This window comes from Streptomyces sp. NPDC087787, assembly GCF_044743035.1.
Taxonomy (GTDB): Bacteria; Actinomycetota; Actinomycetes; order Streptomycetales; family Streptomycetaceae; genus Streptomyces.
In genome coordinates this window covers 216,290-236,830 of the sequence record NZ_JBIUVQ010000001.1, presented here as the reverse complement: position 1 = coordinate 236,830, position 20,541 = coordinate 216,290, and the positions used below count along the sequence as shown (strand labels likewise).

The following is a 20,541-nucleotide window of genomic DNA, read 5'->3' as shown; positions in this document are numbered from 1 at the left end:
CCGGCTATATTCGTTAGCGCAGCTACTTAGAGAATCTAACTAGACATACGAAAGGCCCGGTGCATGAGCGACTCGCAGCTGTGGGACGACGTGGACGACTACTTCACCACTCTGCTGTCCCCGGAGGACGAAACCCTTCAGGCCACGGTGCGCGACAGCGACGCGGAGGGCCTGCCGCACATCAACGTCACCGCGAACCAGGGCAAGCTGCTGCACCTCCTCGCCCAGGTCCAGGGCGCCCGCGCCATCCTGGAGATCGGCACGCTCGGCGGCTACAGCACCATCTGGCTGGCCCGCGCGCTGCCCGCCGACGGACGGCTGATCTCCCTGGAGTACGACCCCCGCCACGCCGACGTGGCCCGCCGCAACATCGCGCGCGCCGGCCTGGACCGGGTCGCCGAGGTGCGGGTGGGTCCCGCCCTGGAGTCGCTGCCCCAGCTCGCCGACGAGAACCCGCCGCCCTTCGACCTGGTCTTCGTCGACGCCGACAAGGCCAACAACCGGCACTACGTGGAGTGGGCGCTGCGCCTGACCCGCACCGGCAGCCTGATCGTCCTGGACAACGTCGTACGCGGCGGTCACGTCACCGACCCCACCAGCACCGACCCGGGCGTGCTCGGCACCCGCGCCGCCCTCGAACTCATCGCCGAGCACCCCAGGCTGGACGGCACGGCGATCCAGACGGTCGGCAGCAAGGGCCACGACGGCTTCGCGCTGGCGCGGGTGCTGGACTGACGGGAGCGAGCGGCCGGGGCCGCCGCCCCGCCGCCACCCAGGGCGGTGCTCATACTTCGTGGAAGAACCCGACGTTGACGCTGCGCGGACTCGTGCGGTCCTGCACGACGATCTCGCCGGAGCCGCCCCGGGGCAGCGCGACGGTCCCGCCGTAGGCGAGCGGCTGGGTGTACTCACCGAGGGTCAGCCGGACCTCGGAGGAGGGGTCCGGCTGGGAGCCGCGCAACCAGGTGACCTGCCAGGTCCCGTCGGCCGCGCACAGGAACTCCAGATGGACGCGGGACACGAACAGCCAGTCGTCCGGCGTCACCAGGCGGCAGACGGCCGGGTCCCGGCCCACCCGCAGCGCGGCGCCCGGCTCGCTGGGAGCGTCGGCCATGAGCATCCCGGCCGTGGCACCCGCGTCCGTCCCGGAGACGGAGGCCATGGTCAGTTCGAGCACGTCGGTTCTCCCTGTGGCGTCTTTCGCGCGGTGGCCGGATTGCCTGACCGCCGCCGAATGATAAAACGCCCGGCGGGGCCACGTCCGGCACAATGGGCCCATGACCGAGCGAAAGCCACCCGGTGTTCCGTTCGAGTCCTGGGCCGACAAGCAGATCCGTGACGCGCAGCGGCGCGGCGAGTTCGATCGGTTGCCGGGCGCGGGCGAGCCGCTGCCGGACGACATGACGTACGACGAGTTGTGGTGGGTCAAGCGGAAGATGGCCCGCGAGGGCCTGTCCTGCCTGCCACCGACGCTCGCGCTGCGCAAACAGGCCGAGGACGCGCTCGCGGCGGCCCTCGCGGCCCCCTCGGAGCGGATCGTCCGCGCCGTCATCGCGGACATCAACACCAAGATCCTCGACATGATGCTGAAGCCGCCGCCGGGCCCGCCGCTGGGCCTGAAGCGGTACGACGTCGAGGAGGTCGTCCAGGAGTGGCGGACGCGGCGGGCGGCGGCCGAGTAGACGCCCGGCGGCGGAGCAGCCCGGACGGCCCAGTGGGCCCGGGTGGCCGAGTGGGCCCGAACGGCCGAGTTCGCCGTCCGGTGCGTGCTCAACCGGTTGCGCCCGTCCCCCGCCGCGCGCCCACAATGTCGGTCGTGACCTGGACCATCGCCCCGGAACCTGTCGACTCCCCCGCGGCCGCCGCACTGTGGCGCGCGTACTACACGGAGGTCAGCGACCGCTGGTACCTGCTGCACGAGGGACACCGCACCGACCCCGCCGAGCTGGAACGCGAGATCGCCGCCCGCGCGGGCGCCGAACTCTCCCCGCCCACCGGGCAGTTGGTCCTCGCACGGTACGACGGCAGCCCGGCCGGCACCGCGGGCGTACGGCTGCTGGACGCGGAACGGGCCGAACTCACCCGGGTGTTCCTGCGTCGGGAGATGCGCGGCAGGGGCGGCGCCGCCCTCCTGGTCACCGCCGCCGAGGACGCCGCCCGTGCGCTGGGCGCCCGCCGGATGATCCTCGACACCCGCAGCGACCTCGTGGAGGCCCGCGCCCTGTACACCCGGCTCGGCTACACGGAGACCGCCCCGCACAACGACGACCCGTACGCGGAGCACTGGTTCGGCAAGTCCCTCGTCTGAGGCTCAGGCCGGACGCGTCGCCGGGCGCTCCTCGTGCGGCCGTTCGGAGTCGGACCCGCACAGCTCGCCCGTGAGCTCCTTCACCAGTTGCACCAGATCGGTCGGCCGGTCCGGGCCCCACCAGTCGCCGAGCAGTTCGGCGAGCGACTCCTCCCGGGCCTGCGCCAGGCGCTCGGCTGCCTCGAGGCCCGCGCCGGTCAGTACGAGGTCCACAGCGCGGCGCTCGCCCAGGTGCCGCTCCTCGACCTCACGGGTGGCCCCGATGATGGCGCTCAGCGGGAGGGTGCTGCGCTCGGCCAGCAGGGCGGGCTCCACCCAGCCGTGCTTCTTGATCCGCAGCACCAGCCAGCTCGTCGCGGGGTCGAGGTCGTAGCCGGCCCGCGCGGTGATCTCCCGGTAGATCTCGCGCCGCCCCTCGCGGGTGCCCAGCACGGACAGCGCCCGGCACACCTCGTCGTACGAGGACCGCTCGACCGGGTTGGTCGCGTACGTCTCCGTGACGTCGGGTGCCGTGACCGAGCCGCGCAGCCGGTCCTCCTTCAGGAACCAGGCCAGTACGAAGCCGAGGAGCGCGACCGGGGCGGCGTAGAGGAAGACGTCGGTGATCGCGGACGCGTACGCGTGCAGCGCCGCCGGGCGCAGCGCGGCCGGCAGGGCGGCGATACCGCGCGGATCGGACTTCAGCGTGTTCGCCGACACTCCGGGCGGCAGCGGCACGCCCTTGAAGGCGGAGGTGAGTTTGTCGCCGAGGCGGCTCGCGAAGACCGTACCGAAGATGGCGACGCCGAAGGAGGCGCCGATGGAGCGGAAGAAGGTGGCGCCCGAGGTGGCGACACCCAGGTCCTCGTAGCCGACGGCGTTCTGCACGATGAGGACGAGCACCTGCATGACCAGGCCGAGGCCCACGCCGAAGACGAAGAAGCAGACGCTCATCACGAGCGTCGCGCTGTGCTCGTCGAGCTGGTGCAGCAGGAGCAGCCCGATCGCGGTGACGGCGGTGCCCACGACGGGGAACACCTTCCAGCGACCGGTGCGGCTGACGATCTGCCCGGAGCCGGTGGAGGCCGACAGCATGCCCACCACCATGGGCAGCATGTGCACACCGGACACCGTCGGCGAGATGCCCCGCACGACCTGGAGGAACGTCGGCAGGTAGGTCATCGCGCCGAACATGGCGAAGCCGACGATGAAGCTGATGACCGCGGAGAGGGAGAACGTGCGGATGCCGAACAGCTTCAGCGGCAGCACCGGCTCGGCCGCCCTCCGCTCCACGGCCAGGAACGCGAGGACGAGCACGACGCCGACCACCATCAGGCCGATGATCTGCGGCGAGCCCCAGCCCCAGGTGGTGCCGCCGAGCGAGGCGACCAGCACCAGGCAGGTGGCGACCGAGGCGATGAGGAAGGTGCCGAGGTAGTCGATGACGTGCCGCTGCGAACGGGGGGAGATGCGCAGGGCGGCGGCGATCACGGCGAGGGCGACCATGCCGACGGGGATGTTGACGTAGAACACCCACCGCCAGCTCAGATGCTGGGTGAACAGGCCGCCGAGCAGCGGCCCGAGCACACTGGTCGTGCCGAACACCGCTCCGAACAGGCCCTGGTAGCGACCGCGTTCGCGGGGCGAGACGACATCGCCGACGATCGCCATCGACAGCACCATCAGCCCGCCGCCGCCCAGGCCCTGCAGGGCCCGGAACCCGATCAGCTCGGGCATGTTCCGCGCCATGCCGCACAGCGCGGAACCGATGAGGAAGATCACGATCGCGGTCTGGAAGAGCTTCTTGCGCCCGTACTGGTCACCGAGCTTGCCCCACAGCGGGGTCGCGGCGGTCGACGCCAGCAGATACGCCGTGACGACCCAGGACAGATGCTCCAGGCCGCCGAGGTCGCTGACGATGGTGGGCAGCGCGGTCGACACGATGGTCTGGTCGAGCGCGGCCAGGAGCATGCCGAGGAGCAGCGCGCCGATCGAGACGAGGACGTTGCCGGGCACCTGCTCGGGCGGAGCCGCGGCACCACCGGGCGGGGCCTGCGCACCCGGCGGGCCCGGCGGACCCTGCTCGGCCTGGGGGCTCTGTTCGACCTGGGGGCCCTGCTGGGCTCGGGGACGCTGCTCGGCCTGGGTACCCTGCTCGGCTTGGCGCCCCTGCTCGTCGTGCGGGACGCGCTCGGTCTGCGGGACGCGCTCGGTCTGCGGGACGTGTTCGGTCTGCGGGACGCGCGGGGACGCGGGGACGGCCGACGACGGCCGGTCGCCGCCCGGGGCCTCGCCCGGGACGTCGCCCGTCGTCCCCGTCATGCCGGTCCTGCCGTGCCCATCGCCGGCCATGGAGTCCTCCCGACGCTCTCGTGACATCTTCCATCGTCATCGGTGTGTCCGGTTATGGCCTGTTGAGTCCTCCCGGACGCCGCCATTCCGGGGGCCCTTGGGGGAGAAGGTGTGTGGAGGATCTGCATAATCCTTGGAGTTCGTACGGGAGGGGACCGACGCGTGGAAGAGCGGAAGGGGCATGTCTGCCCCGAGTGCGGGGTGCCCCGGGGCTTGGACAACACCCCGTCATGCGCCTGCGGAAGCCGGGCGTCCGACGCTCTCCGCAACACCCGGACGGCCGAGGCCGCGGCGGCGGAGGACTTCAATCCACTACGGATACGGCCGTACGTGGACATCGGGGAGCCACCGGCGCCGAAGGGCACGGCGGGGGATGTCCTGACCGGGGTCGCTCCGGGGGGCGGCACTTCACCCGACGCTTCGGCGGGAGGCGATGCTCCGGCCGGGGGCGGCTCGGCGGGGGGCGCCGGGCATGGCGGGGTCGCGGGAGACGCCGGGGTCACTGAAACCGGTGCCGCCGGCGCCGCTGGAACCGCTGGAACCGCCGGAGCAGCCGGAGCAGCCGGAGACGGCGGGGCCGCCCAAGCAGTCGCCGCCACCATGCCCGCAGAAGCCGGTGGGACCTCCGGGGCCACCGGGGCCACCGGGGCCACCGGGGCCACCGGGGCCACCGGGGCCACCGAAGGCACCATGACATCCGGAGCCGCCGGTACGGCCGGCGCCTCCGGGGCCGACGGGCAGGAGCCGCGGTCCTCCTCCCCCACCGACTCCACGATGGCGCTGCGCGCCCTCCCCGCCGAGGCCGCGTCGGCACGAGGTGCCGTTCCCGCTGATGCGCGGACGGCGCAGAAGGACGCCCCCACCGGGTCCTCGCCGGGCCGGCAGGACACTTCGACCCAGTCCTCGACGGGACAGCAGGACACCCCGGCGGAGTCCACGATGGCGCTACGGGCCATCCCCGCACAGCCGCCGGCCCGCACCACCCCACCCGCGACCGGCCTGTTCGCACCGCCGCCGGGTGAACCGAGCGCGGCCGACGTGAGCATGTTCGACACGGCGACGGCCAAGGACCGGGCTGCCACAGGGAAGCTGTCCGCCGACACCGGGAGCTTCGGGGGCCCAGAGGGCCGGCCGGGCCGGGCGGGCACCCGCCGTGGCGGCCGGCGCACCCGCCCCGCCGTCGTGGTCGCCGCCGGCGCGGCCGTGGTCACCGTCGTGGCGGGGGCGGGGTTCGCGAGCGGGCTGTTCTCCTACGAGTCGCCGGAACGGGACCACGCCTCCCGTCAGGTACGGGAGAGCGTCCCGGACGCGTGGGTGGAGACGCCCACGGCGTCCGCGTCGACGGCCACCGTGCCGTCGTACACGCCATCCGTCGCCGCGTCGACGGGCGAGTCGCCGACGCCCGGCGCGGACGTCTCGCCGTCCGCGTCCGCCTCGGAGCCGGGGACGGCGGAGCCGTCGCCCTCCGGATCGGAGGCGGAGAACGCTCCCGCCCCGGATCCGGAGCCGGCCGGGCCGACGGAGACGGCGACGGCCTTGCGCGAAAGCGCCCCGGCGGCCCCGGCCCCGGCCCCGGTGCTGCGCCGCGGCGACCAGGGCGCCGGGGTGACCGAACTCCAGCTGAGACTCGGCCAGTTGTACCTGTTCCTGGGGAAGGCCGACGGCGTCTTCGGCCACAGGCTGGAGAAGTCCGTACGCGCCTACCAGTGGACCCGCGGCATCAGCGGCGACGAACTCGGGGTGTACGGACCGGCGACGAGGGCGCGCCTGGAGTCGGAGACGAAGGCGCCCTGACCCGGGGGCGGGGGAAGCGTCCCGGCGCCGCCGCGACTATGCGACGTGCAGCCGGACGCCCCCGTCGCCGAGGGCCTCGACCCGCACCTGGGTCAGGTCCCGCACGACGGCGTCCGGCTGGTGGAACCCGGCGCGTGGACCGACACCGATCACCCGCATGCCCGCGGCGCGGCCGGCCGCGATCCCGGCTCCGGAGTCCTCGAAGACCACGCAGTCGGCGGGCGCGACTCCCAGTTCGGCGGCGCCCTTGAGGAAGCCCTCGGGGTCCGGCTTGCTCGCCCCGACGGACTCGGCGGTGACGCGGACGTCGGGCAGGGACAGGCCGGCGGCGGCCATCCGGGCCGTGGACAGGGCCACGTCGGCGGAGGTGACGAGGGCGTGCGGCACGCCCCGCAGCCCCGCGAGGAACTCCGCCGCCCCGGGGATCGGGATCACGCCGTCCATGTCCGAGGTCTCCTCGGCGAGCATGCGCGCGTTGTCGGCGAGGTTTTGCTCCACGGGCCGGTCCGGCAGCAGCAGCGCCATCGAGGCGTGCCCCTGACGACCGTGGACGACCTTCATCACCTCGTCGCCGTCCAGCCCGTGCCGGTCGGCCCAGCGACGCCAGATCCGCTCGACGACGGCGTCGGAATTGACGAGGGTGCCGTCCATGTCCAGCAGGAGGGCGCGGGCGGTGAACACGGCGGTGGCCGTCATCGGCAAACTCCAAGACACAGCGAAGGGGGGCGTGGGAGCACGCCCCCGAAGAACAAGGCGGCCCCGTCCACCGGTCAGGGAAAGCGGACGGGAGCCACTTTGTTTCCCCACGGTACAAAACATCCCGGCATCCCGCCACCACGCCTCCGACGCGGAGCGGGGCCGAAGCCCCAGGGCCGGGGCCCTTCACCCCACCGGGACGGGCGGGTGAAGGGGCGAAGCCGGCCCACGGTCCCAACGGCTCACGCCACCGCCTCCCACAGGCCCCACACGCCCAACCCCGCCATCAGCAACGCCGCCACCTTGGTGATCAAGGCAAGCGGCACCCTCCGCATCAGCGCCTTGCCCCCCACGATCCCCAGGCCCGCCACCGCCCACAGCGCCAGCACCGCACCCACTCCGACCGACAGCGGGTCGTCGTAACGAGCCGCGAGGTTCGCCGTCATGATCTGCGTGAGGTCACCGAACTCCGCGACCAGGATCAGCATGAATCCCGTCCCCGCGACCTTCCAGAAGGACTGGTCCTCGGGCCGCCGGACCTCCTCCTCGCCGTCCCCCTTCTTCAGCAGCAGCATGGCCGCGCCGCCGAGGAACAGCACACCCGTCAGCGCGTGCACGATCCGCTGCGGCAGCAGTGTCAGCACACTGCCGGCCGCCACGGCCAGCACCACGTGCAGCAGAAACGCGGCGGCGACACCGGCGAAGACGTACGAGGCCCGGTAGCGCGTACCGAGGACGAGCCCCGCGAGTGCCGTCTTGTCCGGCAGCTCCGCGAGGAAGACGACGCCGAAGACGAGCGCCAGGACGCTGAAGGTGATCACTGTTCCTCAATCGGTCGGGGCCACCCCGCCGAGAGTGCTGTGACTGATGCGACAAGACGCCTCGGCAGGGCAGCACACGGGTTCACCCCTGCCGTACGGCACGGGCGTGCACTGCTCACCGAAGGTCTCGCTGGCCGGCCTCGCTCACGAGGCCCACCTCCGGGCGCCGGCTCAGCAGAGCTGAGCAGTATGTCGACGGTCCGGCGAAGAGCTACTCCCCTTCCGCGTCACCCATCGTACGCGACCGCCCGCGCGACCCGCCCGGCACCGAGATCCACATCACAGCGAACAGCAAGTCCCGTCACACCCCTTGCTGTGTCATGCCCACGTCACTAACTTCTCACCGCACGCTCACCCGCCCGCAACACTGCGCGGCGAGCATTCCCTCGCCCCCCTGCTCACACCCAACGCCCCTCACCCCCAAGGGAGTTCGCATGTCCCGCAGGTTCAAGCTCTACGCGCGTCAACGACTCAGCATAGTCGCGGCGATCACCGGACTCATAGCCTCCATAGGCCTGTTGAACGGCCCGACCGCCTCCGCGGCCCTCCCCACCCCCGTCAGCGCGGCCACCGCCCGTACCTACCTCGCCTCGCTCACCGTCGCGACACCGAACCACACCGGCTACGACCGCGCCCTCTTCCCGCACTGGATCACCATCAGCGGGAAGTGCGACACCCGCGAGACGGTCCTCCAGCGGGACGGCTCGAACGTCGTCACCGACGCCAACTGCGCGGCCGTCAGCGGCAGCTGGAAGTCGGCGTACGACGGCGCCACCTTCACCGTCTCCTCCAGCCTCGACATCGACCACATGGTGCCGCTCTCCGAGGCCTGGGACTCCGGCGCGAGCAAGTGGACCACCGCCCAGCGCCAGGCGTTCGCCAACGACCTGACCCGCCCCCAGCTGATCGCCGTGTCGGCCAGCTCCAACCGCTCCAAGGGCGACAAGGACCCGGCCCAGTGGATGCCGACCCAGACGTCCTACCACTGCACCTACGTCCGCGCCTGGGTGCAGGTGAAGTACTACTACAACCTCTCCGTCGACACGGCCGAGAAGAGCGCGCTCCAGAACTACCTCGCCGCCTGCTGACCCTCGGCTCTCCCGCCTCCGTCGCCGCGCACTGTCCGGGGCGACGGAGGCCGTCCGAAACCGGCCCCCGAACCACATACACCCTCACTGAAACTTCTGTCACACTTCCGGCGTACGCTGTACAGGTTTCACAGGCCGCTCCTGCCGCTCCCGCGCGACACCGCGGCACGGTCCGCGGTTCACGGGGGTGACGGGGGGAGTTCTCGGTGCTGGAGAGTGTGGCGAGGGTGGGGGCACTCACCGGCACTCCATGGATCTACGTCATGGTGGCCGCGTCCGTACTGCTGGACGTGTTCCTGCCGGTCCTGCCCAGCGGCGTGCTGATAGTGACGGCCGCCACGGCGGCGGCCGCGGGCACGGGAGCGGCGACCGGTCACGTCCCGCAGAACGTGCCCGACATCCTGGCCCTGACCCTCTGCGCGGCGACGGCGTCCGTACTGGGTGACCTCGTCGCCTACCGTCTGGCCCGGCACGGCGGCGAGCGCCTGGACCGCGCGATCTCCCGCTCCCGGCGGCTGAGCAGAGCGCAGGAACGACTCGGCACGGCCCTGTCCCGGGGCGGCGGCGCGCTGGTGGTCCTCGCCCGCTTCGCGCCGGCCGGCCGCTCGGTGGTCTCCTTCAGCGCCGGCGCCGCACACCGCCGGGTACGGGAGTTCCTGCCCTGGTCGGCGCTGGCCGGCCTGTCCTGGGCGACCTACAGCGTGGCCCTCGGTTACTTCGGCACCCGCTGGCTCGGCGCAGCCTGGCTGGCGACCTGCGTATCGGTGGCGGCACTCTTCGCGGCGGGCGCGGGAGCGGTCTACCTGATGCGCCGCGCCCCGAAGCCGGCCGAGGCACCGTAAAAAGGCCCCACCAGGCACCACACTCGGCGCCCACCGCGACACCGCCTGGGCGCCGTCCGCCACCCGGCCGCACCCGACCGCCGTCCTGCCGGTCACCCACCACCCGGTCGAACGCGGCCACCAACACACCGGTCACCTGCCACCCGGCACGCGGCACGCGGCACGCGGCCGACCTCACCCGACGGCACCCAGCGGCCGCCCTACCGGCCCCCCGCCAACCGGCCGCCGTCCGACCGCCGCCCCAGCGTCCCCGGCCACCCCCGCAGGCGCCACGGATCCACAGCCCCCCGGCGCCCGTCACCCGACCCCACGCGCCACCCGCCCCCGCACTTCCAGGCCCGCCAGCAACTCCTCCGTGGCCTGGGCGATCGCATCGACCGCCCGGTCGAAGACCTCCTGGTTGTGCGCGGCCGGGGCCCGGAACCCCGAGACCTTCCGCACGAACTGCAACGCGGCCGCCCGGATCTCCTCCTCGGTCGCCTCCTCGGGCAACACGGGCGGGCGCAATGTCTTGATACTCCGGCACATGCCCCCAGTGTCAGCACGCCCCGCGCTCACCGCGCAAGCGCCCCGGCGCCCCCGAGGCGACCTCGAACGCATGAACCCACCCGATTGCACTCGCGCCCCAAATTCGAACAGGCGTAGCATTGCACCGTGGGTACGCGCTACGACTTTCCGAATGACCTCCTCGCCGGTCAGGAGGAGCTGCACCAGGTCCGGGCCGAACTGGCGGCCCTGCTCAAGCGGCTGCCCTGGTCGGTCGAGCCGCTCGACGGGTTCAGCGACGACGGCGGCTGGCGCAAGGTGGAGCGCCCGGCCTCACCGGGCTGGACGCCCGACGAACAGGCCGCGGTCGAAAAGCTCCGCCGCCGCGAGCACGAACTCGCGGTGTTCGTCAGCACCCACCGCTACTGGTCGGACCTGCCCGGCCCGGACGGCGTCACCGCCCGAAGCCACCTGAAACACACCCACGAGCCCGCGGACAACGAGGACGAGGCCTAGCGAAGCGCAAAAAACAAGGGCCCAGATCTCCGGGTTTCACCCCGCCGATCTGGGCCCTGTTCATCTGCAACTGGTGGGCGCGGACGGTTTCGAACCGCCGACATCCTGCTTGTAAGGCAGGCGCTCTACCGCTGAGCTACGCACCCGGGACCAGCCGACAGCCTACATTGTCCCGGGCGCCCTCCTTCAAATCCGTGACGCGGACAGACAGGAGGTCAGCCATATTCCTGGAGACTGGGCGGGAGTACGTCCTGTCGCCAAGACGTAGGCCCAGCCGCGTGCCCCGAGCGGTGTTGAGCACGCTGGTCGCCCGCTTTCGCTCCGCGTCCCGGCGGCACGGATCGTGTCCGTGGTCCGGGAAGGCGGGTGCGGGTCTCCTCACGCCCTCGAGTCTCCGGCCCGGCCTGGACGGTCCGATGCCGCGCACGATCTCTCCGGTCGTGCGGGGGCGGTGCCGTCCGTCGCCGGATCGGATGCCCGAGGGCGCGCCGTCCGATCGCCACGGCTGCCGCGTCGTGGCGCGTCACCTCACGAGTTGGAGTCGTCAGCGGCTGCCGCCAGTGCTGGGCACCCCATCGCGAGGTGTAGGCCGGGTCGACCGCGACGACGCCGACATTCCACTCGGCCGCCATCAGCACCAGCCGCGCCTTCAACTCGGCAGTGGGAAAGCGGGAGATGAGGCGACGGAACGACTTGTTGCGACCGTGTCTCTCGCGTGTGCTGCCGTCGGTGAAGTCGAGGTCCTCGATCGCGATCGAGGAGACTCCGGTATGCCGGGTGTGGTGCAGCAGCCGAGTCAGCGCGTGCCGGATCTGGGCGTCCCGGTGCTGGGCGCTGCCCTACAGGTCGTAGAAGAACCGGCGGGGAGAGCCGACCGGGTTGCCGTGCACGTCGAGGCGCCAGGCGGCGAGATGGTCGTCGTTCATGTCCACCGCGACGACACCGCGAGCCAGCGCTGCCCGCAACGGCACCGCCGGGGCCACTGCGCGCTGCCAGGAGGCAGTCACATACCAGCGGCCGCGCAGGACGTCGTGGTGGATGCGGTAGGCCACTGCCCGGTCCGCGACGATCCGGTCCCGCCACTCCCCGGCCCGATGATTGAACGCCACAGTCGCGTCGAGCACGTACCGGCCGTGTGGGGCGTTCGCCAGGTGGGCCAGGCCGGCCGGGAGTCTGATCGAGAGTTCTCCGGATCCGGTGACGCGGATGGTCTCGTTGCCGCAGCGTTTGCCGGACTCCCCGTCCGCGGCGAGGAACATCCGGGCGGTCCGCCATCGCTCCTGCCACGCGTGCCGGCTCAGCCTTACCTCGTCCAGATGGTGCCGGAGGCGGGCGAGCCTCTTGCCACCGCGCACCACACGGACCCGGCCGGCCGCCCAGTCCACCCGCAGAGCGGTGAGCCGGTCCTGGAGAACACGCAGACGGCGGGACTTGGCATGCCACTCCGATCGGGTCGCGCAGCCTCGCGCCGTCCCGGCCCGCTTGTCGGCCTTCGCGCCCAGTGGACGGGCCAGTCTGGCCTCAGTCCGTGTGATCTCCCCCCGCAACCACGCCATCTCGGCGGCCTGGCCGCGACGCGCCAGCGCCCATTGGTCGTGGGTCGCCTTGGTGATACTTCCCGCCCAGCGCGCCGACGAGGACTCGGTCAGCTCCCTCTTCCGCACCGCCCAGGAGGCGGCATCGTGGCCCGGACCCTGCCGGGACCGCGCCTCGAGATCCCGCGACGCCAGGGAGCCGAGAAACGTGCCCGTCTCGGTCAGCACCGAGGCGTCCGCCGACGACACCCGCAGCCGTGTCCGGATCGCCACGCCGACCGGCCCGGACACCACGTACGGCGGCGTCACCTTCCGCAGTCCGTCCACCCCGGCCCCACTGACACCAAGCCCACCCTGTCGCATTCAACGAGCACCGACCGCAAAGGTCACCCTGTTCGAGGCGAGAGCTCCTGTCCCCTCCGGAGATCCGTACTCCTCGCAAAGCGGGACGCGACGGGGGCTAGCCCCACCCCCGCCCGGTGGCGCGCCGGATTCTCCGGGGCGGGGGTTCTTTCTACGGTCTTCTCAGAGCCGTCGGGGTTCGTCGTCCGTCATCAGGGGGAGACCGTCATGTCCCGTTCCATACCCGCCCGTGTCGCCGCAGCCGCCGGTGCCGTCGTCGTGCTCGTCGCCACGGCCACGGCCTGCGGGGGCTCCGCCGAGGACGACACCAGTCCCGAGCGGCGCTCGTTCGCCCTGCACGGAGACACCCTGACCGTCGACTCGGACGACTCGGCACTGGAGATCGTCTCCGGCGGTCCGGCGAAGGCGGGGGCCGTGGAGGTGACCCGCTGGTTCAGCGGGTCCGTGCTGATCGGGGACGATCCGAGGGTGACCTGGTCCATGAAGGACGACCGGCTGGTGCTGCGGCTGAAGTGCTCGGGGCTCGTCGCCGACTGCTCGGCCAAGCACCGGATCGAGGTCCCGCGCGGGATCGCGGTGAAGGTCGAGGACCGTGACGGCAGTGTGCGGGCGCGCGGGTTCGAGGACGCCCTGAGCATCCGTACCGGCGACGGCTCCGTGCACGTCACCGACTCCACCGGGCCCCTGGAGCTGCGCTCAGGCGACGGGTCCGTACGGGCCGAGGTCTCCTCGCGCCGGGTACGGGCCGCCACCGGCGACGGCGGGATCCACCTCGAGCTGGGCACCGTACCGGACCTGGTGGACACCAGGTCCGGTGACGGCTCCGTCAGCATCACGCTGCCGCACGCGACGTACCGGGTGACGACGAAGACCGGCGACGGCTCGGTGCACGTCTCCGTGCCCCGGGACGACGCCGGTTCCCACGTGGTGTCCGCGACCACCGGCGACGGAAGCATCACAGTTCGTACGGCCGGCTGACCGGCCCGTGTGTTCGTCCGCCGCGAATGGGAGAATGACCACACGTATGGCGGACCACAGCACGGGAGAGGGACGTGACGGCGACACCGGCGACACCCGCACAGCCGCACTCGCCGTATACACGGCCCCGGCCCAGGAGCGCCTGCCCGAGCCCGGGGCGCACCACGGCAGCCCGTGACGTCCTCGTGCTGATGGGCCTGCCCGTGCTCGCCCTGCTCGCACTGCCGGCCGCCTTCGCGGGCGGCGGCACCCGGCGCTGGTTCGGCGGGCGGGCCGAGACCCAGCGTGCCGAGGCGCAGGCCGCCAAGGACGCCGCCGCGGCCGCCTTCTACGAGCTGGACACCGCCCAGCGCGATCTGCGGATCTCGATCGAGACGATCACGGCGGTCGACGACTCCCCGGACGCCCGGCGCGCGGTCGGCGAGTTCGAGGCGCTCGGCCGGCGCATCGACGAGGTCAGTCAGCGCTACATCCAGGCCGTCGACGCCCAGGACCTGGACCGCGACGACCTGGAGGCCTCCGTCGCCTCCCGGGCGCGTGTCGACCTGACTGCCGCCAAGGACGAACTGCTGGGCGTCAAGCGGGAGCTGGACCGTTTCGGCAGTGGCCTCGGGCCGCTGCTCGGCAAGGCCGAGACCCAACTGGCCCGTGTCGCACCCGCGGTGGAGCGCGCCCGGCAGGCCCTGAGCGCCGCCGCCGGCGCGCTGGACGACGCCCGGGGGTCCGGGCTCGGGGCGGACGACCTGGCCGCCCGGCTCGCCGCGCTCTCCCCCGAGCTGACCAGGCTCAACCAGGGCGCGGGGCAGCACGGTGTGCAGCCGACGCTGGAGCGCGCAGAGCGGGTGGCGCGGGAGGCGGAGGCGATCCGGGCGGAGGCGGTGCGGCTGCCGGAGCAGGCCGCCGAGATCGATCACCGGCTGGTGTCGCTGCGCACCCGGGCGCAGGCGCTGGGTACGCGCGCCGGTCAGGTGGAGCCGGTGCTCAGCGAGCTGCGGCGGCGGTTCACGGTCGCGTGCTGGCAGGACCTTCAGCAGGTGCCGGAGCAGGCCGCCGGGAGCGTGCGGGAGGCGGAGGCGAAGCTCCGGGAGGCGCGGGCCGCGCGGGACGCCCAGCGCTGGCCGGACGCGACGGCGCTGCTGTCGACGGTGCGGGCGCTGCTGAACACCACGGACGAGGCGGTGTCGGCCGCCGGGGAGCGGCTGCGTCGGCTGAACGAGGTGCAGAAGGATCCGCAGGCGGAGATCGAGCGGACCCGGTTCGCGATCCGGGACGCGCAGCGGCTGGCCATGTCGGGCCGTACGACGCCGGATCCGCGGCACGCCGGGCCGCTGGACGACTCGGTGGGCCGGCTGGAGCGGGCGGTGGTGACGCTGGAGGGCCGCCATCCCGACTACTGGCACTTCCTGACGGAGACCGAGGCGGTGCGGCAGACGGTGGCCGCGGTGGTGGCCCGGATCCGCGAGGAGCGGGGAGCCGGCCGCTGACGGCCCGCTCCCCGCTCCCCGGAGTCACCGATCAGGTGCGGTAGGCGTAGTAGTACGCGTCCGGGTAGGAGGCGATGATGCTCGCCACCGACCTGTTGTAGGTGTTGGTGGAGTGGTACGACAGATACGGCACGCCCTGCGCGGTGCGCGACGTGACGATCATGGTGTGGTCCTTGGACCCGTCCCGGTTGAAGTCCATCTGGAGCACGTCGCCGACGTCCATCTGGTAGACGTTGGCGAGGCTGGTGACCCGCTTGGAGGACAGGGCGTACCAGGAGAACTCGTTGACGCCGACGAACGAGTCCGACTGGATCTCGGCGTTGCCGAACCACTTGTGGAAGTCGTACGTGTAGCCGGGTTCGTGCTTCCAGCCGCCCGCCTTGAGGGACTGGCTGACGAAGTTGGTGCAGTCGCCGCCGGCCCCCGCCCCGTTGAAGTCGGGGTACTCGGGGTTGTAGTTGTTCCAGTACTTCGTCGCGTACGCCGCCATGGCCTTGTAGTCGTAGGCCCCGCCGGTGAGATTCTTCGGTGCGGCGGCCGGCTTCGCGGTGATGGCCGCGCGGGGTGCCGCGGGCGGGTTGCCGTCGGCGGCGACGCTCGGGGCCGTGGTGGAGGGCGCCGGGGCCGCCGTGGTCGGGGCCGGGGTCGCCGGCGCCGTGGTGGACGGCTTGGTCGACGCCTTCGCGGTCGGAGCCGGGGTCGACGGCTTCGCGGTGGGCGGCGTGACGACGGACGGTTCGGCGATCTGGTTGACGGCGACGCCGTCGTCCGTGTCGCGGATGCCGGTGAGCTGCCAGTTGCCCTTCTGGTCGGCCTTGAACGTCAGTTCGTGGCGGGCCTGGAAGCCGGTGGTCTTCGGCTCGTTGCCGCGGACCTTCCGGTACGTCAGGGTCGTGGTCTCGGTGACGGCGACCTTGGCGTCGCGGCCCTGCACCCGGGTGGCGTCCAGCGACACGCTGGTCTTGCCGGCGCTGTACTTCTCACCCAGCTTCGCAAGGCGTGCCTTGCGGCTGCGCAGTTGGTCCAGGGCGGAGCTCTCCTGGCGCGACTGCGTGCCGGACAGGCGGACCTTGCCGGAGAAGCCGGCGGTCATCCGGTGGTGGCCCTTGCTGCGCGCGCCGTCGTCCACCAGGGCCTGGGTGCGGTCGGTGAAGACCGCGTCGGCCAGCTTCTGGAAGGTGGCCTTGGTGGCCGCGTCCACCGTCGGGTCGTCGGTGACGGCCGCGCCCGCGCTCCAGTTGGGCACCAGCGCGACGCCGGCGACCACGGAGGCGGCCGCCGCCGAGATTATGGTGGCGCGACGCCGCTTACGGCTAAGTTTCCTTGATTTCAATGGTGTTCCCCTCTATGCCGGTAGACCTACCGGGCGACGGCATCTTCGCATGCGGTGTGGAGAGGCTGTGTAGCGGGGGCCACAAGCGGAACTCTCCCGTCACGAGGTTCAGTTGACCACGGACGACCAGTCGGGCGACTGGGCCGGGTCCAGCGAGCGCAGCCGTTGCAGCGTTTCCGGTTTCTGCACGTCCAGCCAGTCGGCGAGCTCCCTGAACGACACGCACTTGACGTCCTTCTTGACGCACATGTTCCTGACGACCTGGTCGATGGCCTTCATGTAGATGCCGCCGTTCCAGTCCTCGAAGTGGTTGCCGATGAACAGGGGCGCCCGGCTGCCGTAGTAGACGCGGTTGAATCCCGCCATGTAGGCGTCGACGGTCTGCTGCTCCCACTGCGGGAAGTTGGCCGGATTGCCCTGGGTCTCGCCGTCGGACTGGTTGTAGAGGAAGTTGAAGTCCATCGACAGGCCCTGGTACTTGCCGTCCTCGTAGGGGAGCATCTGGAGCGGGAAGTCCCAGATGCCGTCCTTCTTCGCCGGCCAGATCTGGAAGTCGCCGGGCGAGCTGGCATCGTAGCGCCAGCCGTAGTCCTTGATGGCCTTCAGCAGGTTGGGCTGTCCCTCCAGGCAGGGCGCGCGTCCGCCGGTGATCTCCTTGCGGAAGTCGAAGGGCAGCGGCGGAAGGTCGGTGAGGCCGGAGTTGGTCTTCCACTTCTCCGCGAAGTCGTAGAACTGGTCGATCTCGCTCTTCCACTCCTCGACGCTCCAGTCGCCGCCGCCCTTCGCGCCGCAGAAGTGGCCGTTGAAGTGGGTGCCGATCTCGTTGCCGTCCTCGTAGGCCTTGCCGAGCTGCTCCACGGTGGTGCGGATGTGGTCGACGGTGGCGTAGTCGATGGCGGCGGAGCCCGGCGAGTGCTGCGGCGGGTGGTAGATGTCCTTCTTGGCCTTGGGCAGCAGGTAGATGCCCGTGAGGAAGAAGGTCATGTGGGCGTCGTACTCCTTGGCCAGCTCCCGGTAGTGCGAGAACAGGTGGTCGTCGCCCTCCAGGCCGCCGTCCCAGGAGAAGACCACGAACTGCGGCGGTTTCTCGCCGGGTTCGAGCGGCTTCGGCTTCCACTCGGCCTTCTGCGGGCCGGTGTAGGAGGTGGAGCCGTCACCGAGCACTCGCACCTTGCCGTCCCACTCGGGCTCCGCGGCCGCGTCGGACGGCGAACCGGCTTTCTCGGGGCCGCGCTCGGCCTCTTCGCCCTTGGACCCGGCGGACGCGGTCGGCGCGGTCGAGTCGGCACGGGTGAGGGTCAGAAAGCCCGCCACCACGGAGGCGACCACCAGCAGGGCGGCCAGGGTCAGGAACTCGGGACGGGTGGTGCGGCGAGGTGCACGTGCCTTGCGCCGACGGCCGTTTGACTTCATGCGGGGGCTCAATCTGCGAGGGGGGTGGTGGGAGCGGGTGCGGCCGGGCCGCCGGGCTCAGACGGGTGGGTTCACGGCGCCGGCCCAGATCCCGTAGGGAACGCTGTCGGCCGGGGTGCCGGCGACTCCTTCCAGTGGCAGCGGTTCGAGACTCTTGGCCAGATCCATGCGGTAGACGACGACTGCCGTGGACACCGACTTGACGGTGCCCACGTACCAGGCGGCGGTGTCGTCCTCGGTGGTGCCGGCCTTGCCCGCCACCGAGCCCGTGGCCGCCTCCGCCGCCGAGCCGGACGCCGGTCCCGTGCCCGCGGCCGGGTGGGCGGTGCGGAAGGACTCGCCGAGCGCCTCGGTGACCGCCTCGGCCACGTCCCGGCCGACCGCGCGCTGCGAGGCCGGGGTGTCCAGCCGGACGGAGGAGCCGTTGCGGGTGATGCGCCGCACCGAGTACGGCTCGGTGTGCGTGCCCTTGGCGGCGAAGGTGGCGTAGCCGCCGGCCATCCGGATGGCGCTCGGGGTGGAGCTGCCGAGGGACAGCGCGGGCACCTGCGGGCCCATGCTGGCGGGCAGCAGTCCGGCCGCCTGGGCGGTCTGCTTGACCTTGTCCAGGCCGGTGTCCATGCCGAGTTGCATGAAGGGCGTGTTCACCGAGTTCGCGAGCGCCTGGTGCAGGCTGATCCGCCCCCAGGACTTACGGTCGTCGTTGTGGGCGGACACCTTCTTTCCGCTGCGGTCCCAGTAGGGGCCCTCGGGGGTGGTGACGGGCACGTCGTCGTCGCCGTCGTAGAGGGTCTGCGGGGTGACCTGCTCCCTGGGGGCGTCGCGCTGCTTGATGACGCCGTGTTCGAGTCCGGCCGCGTAGACGAACGGCAGGAAGGCCGAACCGGCCGGGACGGTGGAGGCGTTGGACTCGTTGTAGCCCTGGGTGCGGTGGTCGGGGCCGCCGTAGACGGCGAGGATGCGGCCGTCGGCGGCCACGGAGGCGGCACCGTAGTGCACGGTCTTCGCCGGGCCCGGGGTGGTCCTGCCCGCGTTCTTGCGGGCCTTGGTGACCTCGTCGGTCAGGGCGCCCTCCCGCTTGCGGTCGAAGGTGGTGTAGATCTGGTAGCCGCCCAGGTCGAAGTCCTGGTCGGTGATGTGCGCGGCCTTCTTGGCGTACTGCGAGGCCAGTTCGACCAGGTAGTCGCTCTGCTGGCCGGTGTCGTAGAGCGGGTTGCGCTTGAGCGGCTCGGGGAACGTGCGGAACGTGGCGCGTTCGGTCTTCGACAGCTTGCCGATCTTGACCATGCGGTCGAGGGTCCAGGTCCAGCGCTCCACGGCACGGCGGTGGTTGGCCTCGTTCAGGGTGGGGTCGTAGAGCCCTGCGCCCTTGAGCAGGGAGGCGAGGAAGGCGGCCTCGCTGGCGTTGAGGTCGCCGACGTCCTTGCCGTAGTAGGCCTGGGCGGCGCGCTGGATGCCGTAGGTGCCGCGGCCGAACCAGCTCGTGTTGAGGTAGCCCTCGAGGATCTTGTCCTTGCTCATCTGGTTGTCGAGCTTGAGCGAGATCATCGCCTCGGTGAACTTGCGGCTGACGGACTGGTCCTGGGAGAGGTAGACGTTCTTGACGTACTGCTGGGTGATGGTGGAGCCGCCCTGGGTGTCGCCCTTGCCGACGGTGCGCCACACGGCCCGGCCGAGGCCGGTGAAGGAGATGCCGGGGTCGCTGTAGAAGCTCTCGTTCTCGGCCGCGAGGACGGCCCAGCGCACGTCCTCGGGTATGTCCTTCAGCGGCATCGCCTGGCGCTGCACCCAGCCGGTACGGGCCATGGGGGTGCCGTCGGACCAGAAGTAGACGTTGTCCTGCTGGGTGGCGTAGGTGTTCAGGTTCTGCGGGATGTCGGTCGCGGCGTAGGCGATGGCCAGCAGGAAGGCGCTCAGTCCCATGGCCGCGAGGGTGGCGCCGAGCCATTGCCTCCAGGAGGGGAGCCAGCGGCGCCAGCCGGTGCGGCCGGGGTGCGGGTAGACGGGTTTGAGCCTGCGGGCGTACGGCGTGGCCACCGCGACGAGGGGGGCGAGGCGCCGGGTCAGGGCCGGGGGAATCGCGGGGCGGGTGCGCGGCTTGCGGCGGTCGGCGCGCCGCCGGGGCGGGCCGTCGGACGGTGCGGACGGGCCGGACCCTTCGGACCCGTCGGACTGGTCGGACTGCTCCGAAGGGTCGGAGGGGTCGGGGTCGGACGGGTCCGGGGGCGTGGGCTGGAAGGCGCGCAACTGCATCGTCTCGTGCGGTTGCGCGCTCGTATGCCGCTCGCGGAGGCTGTCGACCTTCAGCTGCATGGTCTCGTCCGCCCGGCGCAGGGCGTCTACCTTGAGCTGGATCGTTTCCTCCGCACGCACCGGCCGGTCGGTCTTCGACTGGTCCGGCTGTCCGGCCTCGACACGGCTTCCGTCGGACCGGAGGCCTTCCTCCGGAAGACCTTCCCCCCGCCCTGCGTCCGTCACGACTGTGTCCTCCTCCGCACTTTCGTGGTGCTCGCGCGGGTCGACACCTTCACCGCAACTGCGGCTGCTCTCCCC

Annotated in this window: 18 protein-coding genes, 1 tRNA gene and 1 pseudogene; 10 read left to right on the top strand and 10 right to left on the bottom strand. The window is 71.7% G+C overall.

The features are described from left to right. Positions 1-63 precede the first annotated feature (63 nt). Entirely contained in the window at positions 64-735 is a 672-nt protein-coding gene (locus ACIOWN_RS01105) for an O-methyltransferase (RefSeq protein ID WP_362347557.1), read from the top strand. Positions 736-784: 49 nt separating this feature from the next. Here the strand turns inward: ACIOWN_RS01105 and ACIOWN_RS01100 are convergent, their stop codons facing one another. Beyond that, positions 785-1,177, bottom strand: a complete 393-nt coding sequence (locus ACIOWN_RS01100) for a hypothetical protein (RefSeq protein WP_362347555.1) — start codon at positions 1,175-1,177, stop codon at positions 785-787. 100 nt (positions 1,178-1,277) lie between these two features. On the opposite strand from ACIOWN_RS01100, the gene ACIOWN_RS01095 reads away from it, so the two are divergent. After that, on the top strand, positions 1,278-1,682 hold the full coding sequence (locus ACIOWN_RS01095) for a DUF1992 domain-containing protein (RefSeq protein ID WP_401979601.1): 405 nt from the start codon (positions 1,278-1,280) through the stop codon (positions 1,680-1,682). 125 nt (positions 1,683-1,807) lie between these two features. Continuing rightward, positions 1,808-2,308, top strand: coding sequence for a GNAT family N-acetyltransferase (locus ACIOWN_RS01090; protein ID WP_401979599.1), 501 nt, complete (start codon positions 1,808-1,810; stop codon positions 2,306-2,308). Positions 2,309-2,311: 3 nt separating this feature from the next. Here the strand turns inward: ACIOWN_RS01090 and ACIOWN_RS01085 are convergent, their stop codons facing one another. Further along, the gene (locus ACIOWN_RS01085; RefSeq protein WP_401980223.1) at positions 2,312-4,258 is read right to left on the bottom strand and encodes a DHA2 family efflux MFS transporter permease subunit; all 1,947 of its coding nucleotides are present in this window, start codon (positions 4,256-4,258) and stop codon (positions 2,312-2,314) included. A 1,071-nt stretch (positions 4,259-5,329) separates the two neighbouring features. On the opposite strand from ACIOWN_RS01085, the gene ACIOWN_RS01080 reads away from it, so the two are divergent. After that, positions 5,330-6,433, top strand: a complete 1,104-nt coding sequence (locus ACIOWN_RS01080; RefSeq protein WP_401979596.1) for a peptidoglycan-binding protein — start codon at positions 5,330-5,332, stop codon at positions 6,431-6,433. A 36-nt stretch (positions 6,434-6,469) separates the two neighbouring features. On the opposite strand, the gene ACIOWN_RS01075 is transcribed toward ACIOWN_RS01080, so the two are convergent. Further along, the gene (locus ACIOWN_RS01075) at positions 6,470-7,129 is read right to left on the bottom strand and encodes an HAD-IA family hydrolase (RefSeq protein WP_362347548.1); all 660 of its coding nucleotides are present in this window, start codon (positions 7,127-7,129) and stop codon (positions 6,470-6,472) included. 242 nt (positions 7,130-7,371) lie between these two features. Next, on the bottom strand, positions 7,372-7,950 hold the full coding sequence (locus tag ACIOWN_RS01070; RefSeq protein ID WP_362347546.1) for a TMEM165/GDT1 family protein: 579 nt from the start codon (positions 7,948-7,950) through the stop codon (positions 7,372-7,374). A gap of 434 nt (positions 7,951-8,384) precedes the next feature. Between ACIOWN_RS01070 and ACIOWN_RS01065 the strand changes: the two genes are divergently transcribed. After that, a complete protein-coding gene (locus ACIOWN_RS01065) occupies positions 8,385-9,038 on the top strand; it encodes an HNH endonuclease family protein (protein WP_362347544.1) in 654 nt (217 codons plus the stop codon). 263 nt (positions 9,039-9,301) lie between these two features. Beyond that, positions 9,302-9,880, top strand: a complete 579-nt coding sequence (locus tag ACIOWN_RS01060; protein ID WP_383728577.1) for a DedA family protein — start codon at positions 9,302-9,304, stop codon at positions 9,878-9,880. 297 nt (positions 9,881-10,177) lie between these two features. Here ACIOWN_RS01060 and ACIOWN_RS01055 read toward each other — a convergent pair whose 3' ends face one another. Further along, positions 10,178-10,408 carry a DUF2277 domain-containing protein gene (locus ACIOWN_RS01055; protein ID WP_401979591.1) on the bottom strand — a complete coding sequence of 77 codons (231 nt, stop codon included), beginning with the start codon at positions 10,406-10,408 and terminating at the stop codon, positions 10,178-10,180. A gap of 126 nt (positions 10,409-10,534) precedes the next feature. On the opposite strand from ACIOWN_RS01055, the gene ACIOWN_RS01050 reads away from it, so the two are divergent. Beyond that, complete coding sequence (locus ACIOWN_RS01050; protein ID WP_362347538.1) at positions 10,535-10,882, top strand: hypothetical protein; 348 nt, start codon at positions 10,535-10,537, stop codon at positions 10,880-10,882. A gap of 71 nt (positions 10,883-10,953) precedes the next feature. Here ACIOWN_RS01050 and ACIOWN_RS01045 read toward each other — a convergent pair. Then, positions 10,954-11,028: transfer RNA gene (locus ACIOWN_RS01045), tRNA-Val, on the bottom strand. Positions 11,029-11,097: 69 nt separating this feature from the next. Beyond that, positions 11,098-12,780: pseudogene (locus tag ACIOWN_RS01040) on the bottom strand (IS200/IS605 family accessory protein TnpB-related protein). A gap of 207 nt (positions 12,781-12,987) precedes the next feature. On the opposite strand from ACIOWN_RS01040, the gene ACIOWN_RS01035 reads away from it, so the two are divergent. Genes ACIOWN_RS01035 through ACIOWN_RS01025 form a run of 3 tightly spaced genes read left to right on the top strand, consistent with a single transcriptional unit; the run spans position 12,988 to position 15,242 of the window. Next, positions 12,988-13,758, top strand: a complete 771-nt coding sequence (locus tag ACIOWN_RS01035; RefSeq protein ID WP_401979588.1) for a DUF4097 family beta strand repeat-containing protein — start codon at positions 12,988-12,990, stop codon at positions 13,756-13,758. Positions 13,759-13,792: 34 nt separating this feature from the next. Continuing rightward, on the top strand, positions 13,793-13,936 hold the full coding sequence (locus tag ACIOWN_RS01030; RefSeq protein ID WP_362347532.1) for a hypothetical protein: 144 nt from the start codon (positions 13,793-13,795) through the stop codon (positions 13,934-13,936). Between the two features lie 13 nt (positions 13,937-13,949). Beyond that, positions 13,950-15,242 (top strand): hypothetical protein, encoded by a 1,293-nt coding sequence (locus tag ACIOWN_RS01025; RefSeq protein WP_362347531.1) that lies wholly within the window; start codon positions 13,950-13,952, stop codon positions 15,240-15,242. Positions 15,243-15,273: 31 nt separating this feature from the next. Here ACIOWN_RS01025 and ACIOWN_RS01020 read toward each other — a convergent pair whose 3' ends face one another. From ACIOWN_RS01020 to ACIOWN_RS01010, 3 genes are all read right to left on the bottom strand, one after another. After that, the gene (locus ACIOWN_RS01020; protein ID WP_362347529.1) at positions 15,274-16,509 is read right to left on the bottom strand and encodes an amidase domain-containing protein; all 1,236 of its coding nucleotides are present in this window, start codon (positions 16,507-16,509) and stop codon (positions 15,274-15,276) included. Between the two features lie 174 nt (positions 16,510-16,683). After that, positions 16,684-17,988 (bottom strand): hypothetical protein, encoded by a 1,305-nt coding sequence (locus tag ACIOWN_RS01015; protein WP_362347527.1) that lies wholly within the window; start codon positions 17,986-17,988, stop codon positions 16,684-16,686. 57 nt (positions 17,989-18,045) lie between these two features. Continuing rightward, positions 18,046-20,301 carry a transglycosylase domain-containing protein gene (locus ACIOWN_RS01010; protein WP_362347775.1) on the bottom strand — a complete coding sequence of 752 codons (2,256 nt, stop codon included), beginning with the start codon at positions 20,299-20,301 and terminating at the stop codon, positions 18,046-18,048. Positions 20,302-20,541: the final 240 nt, after the last annotated feature.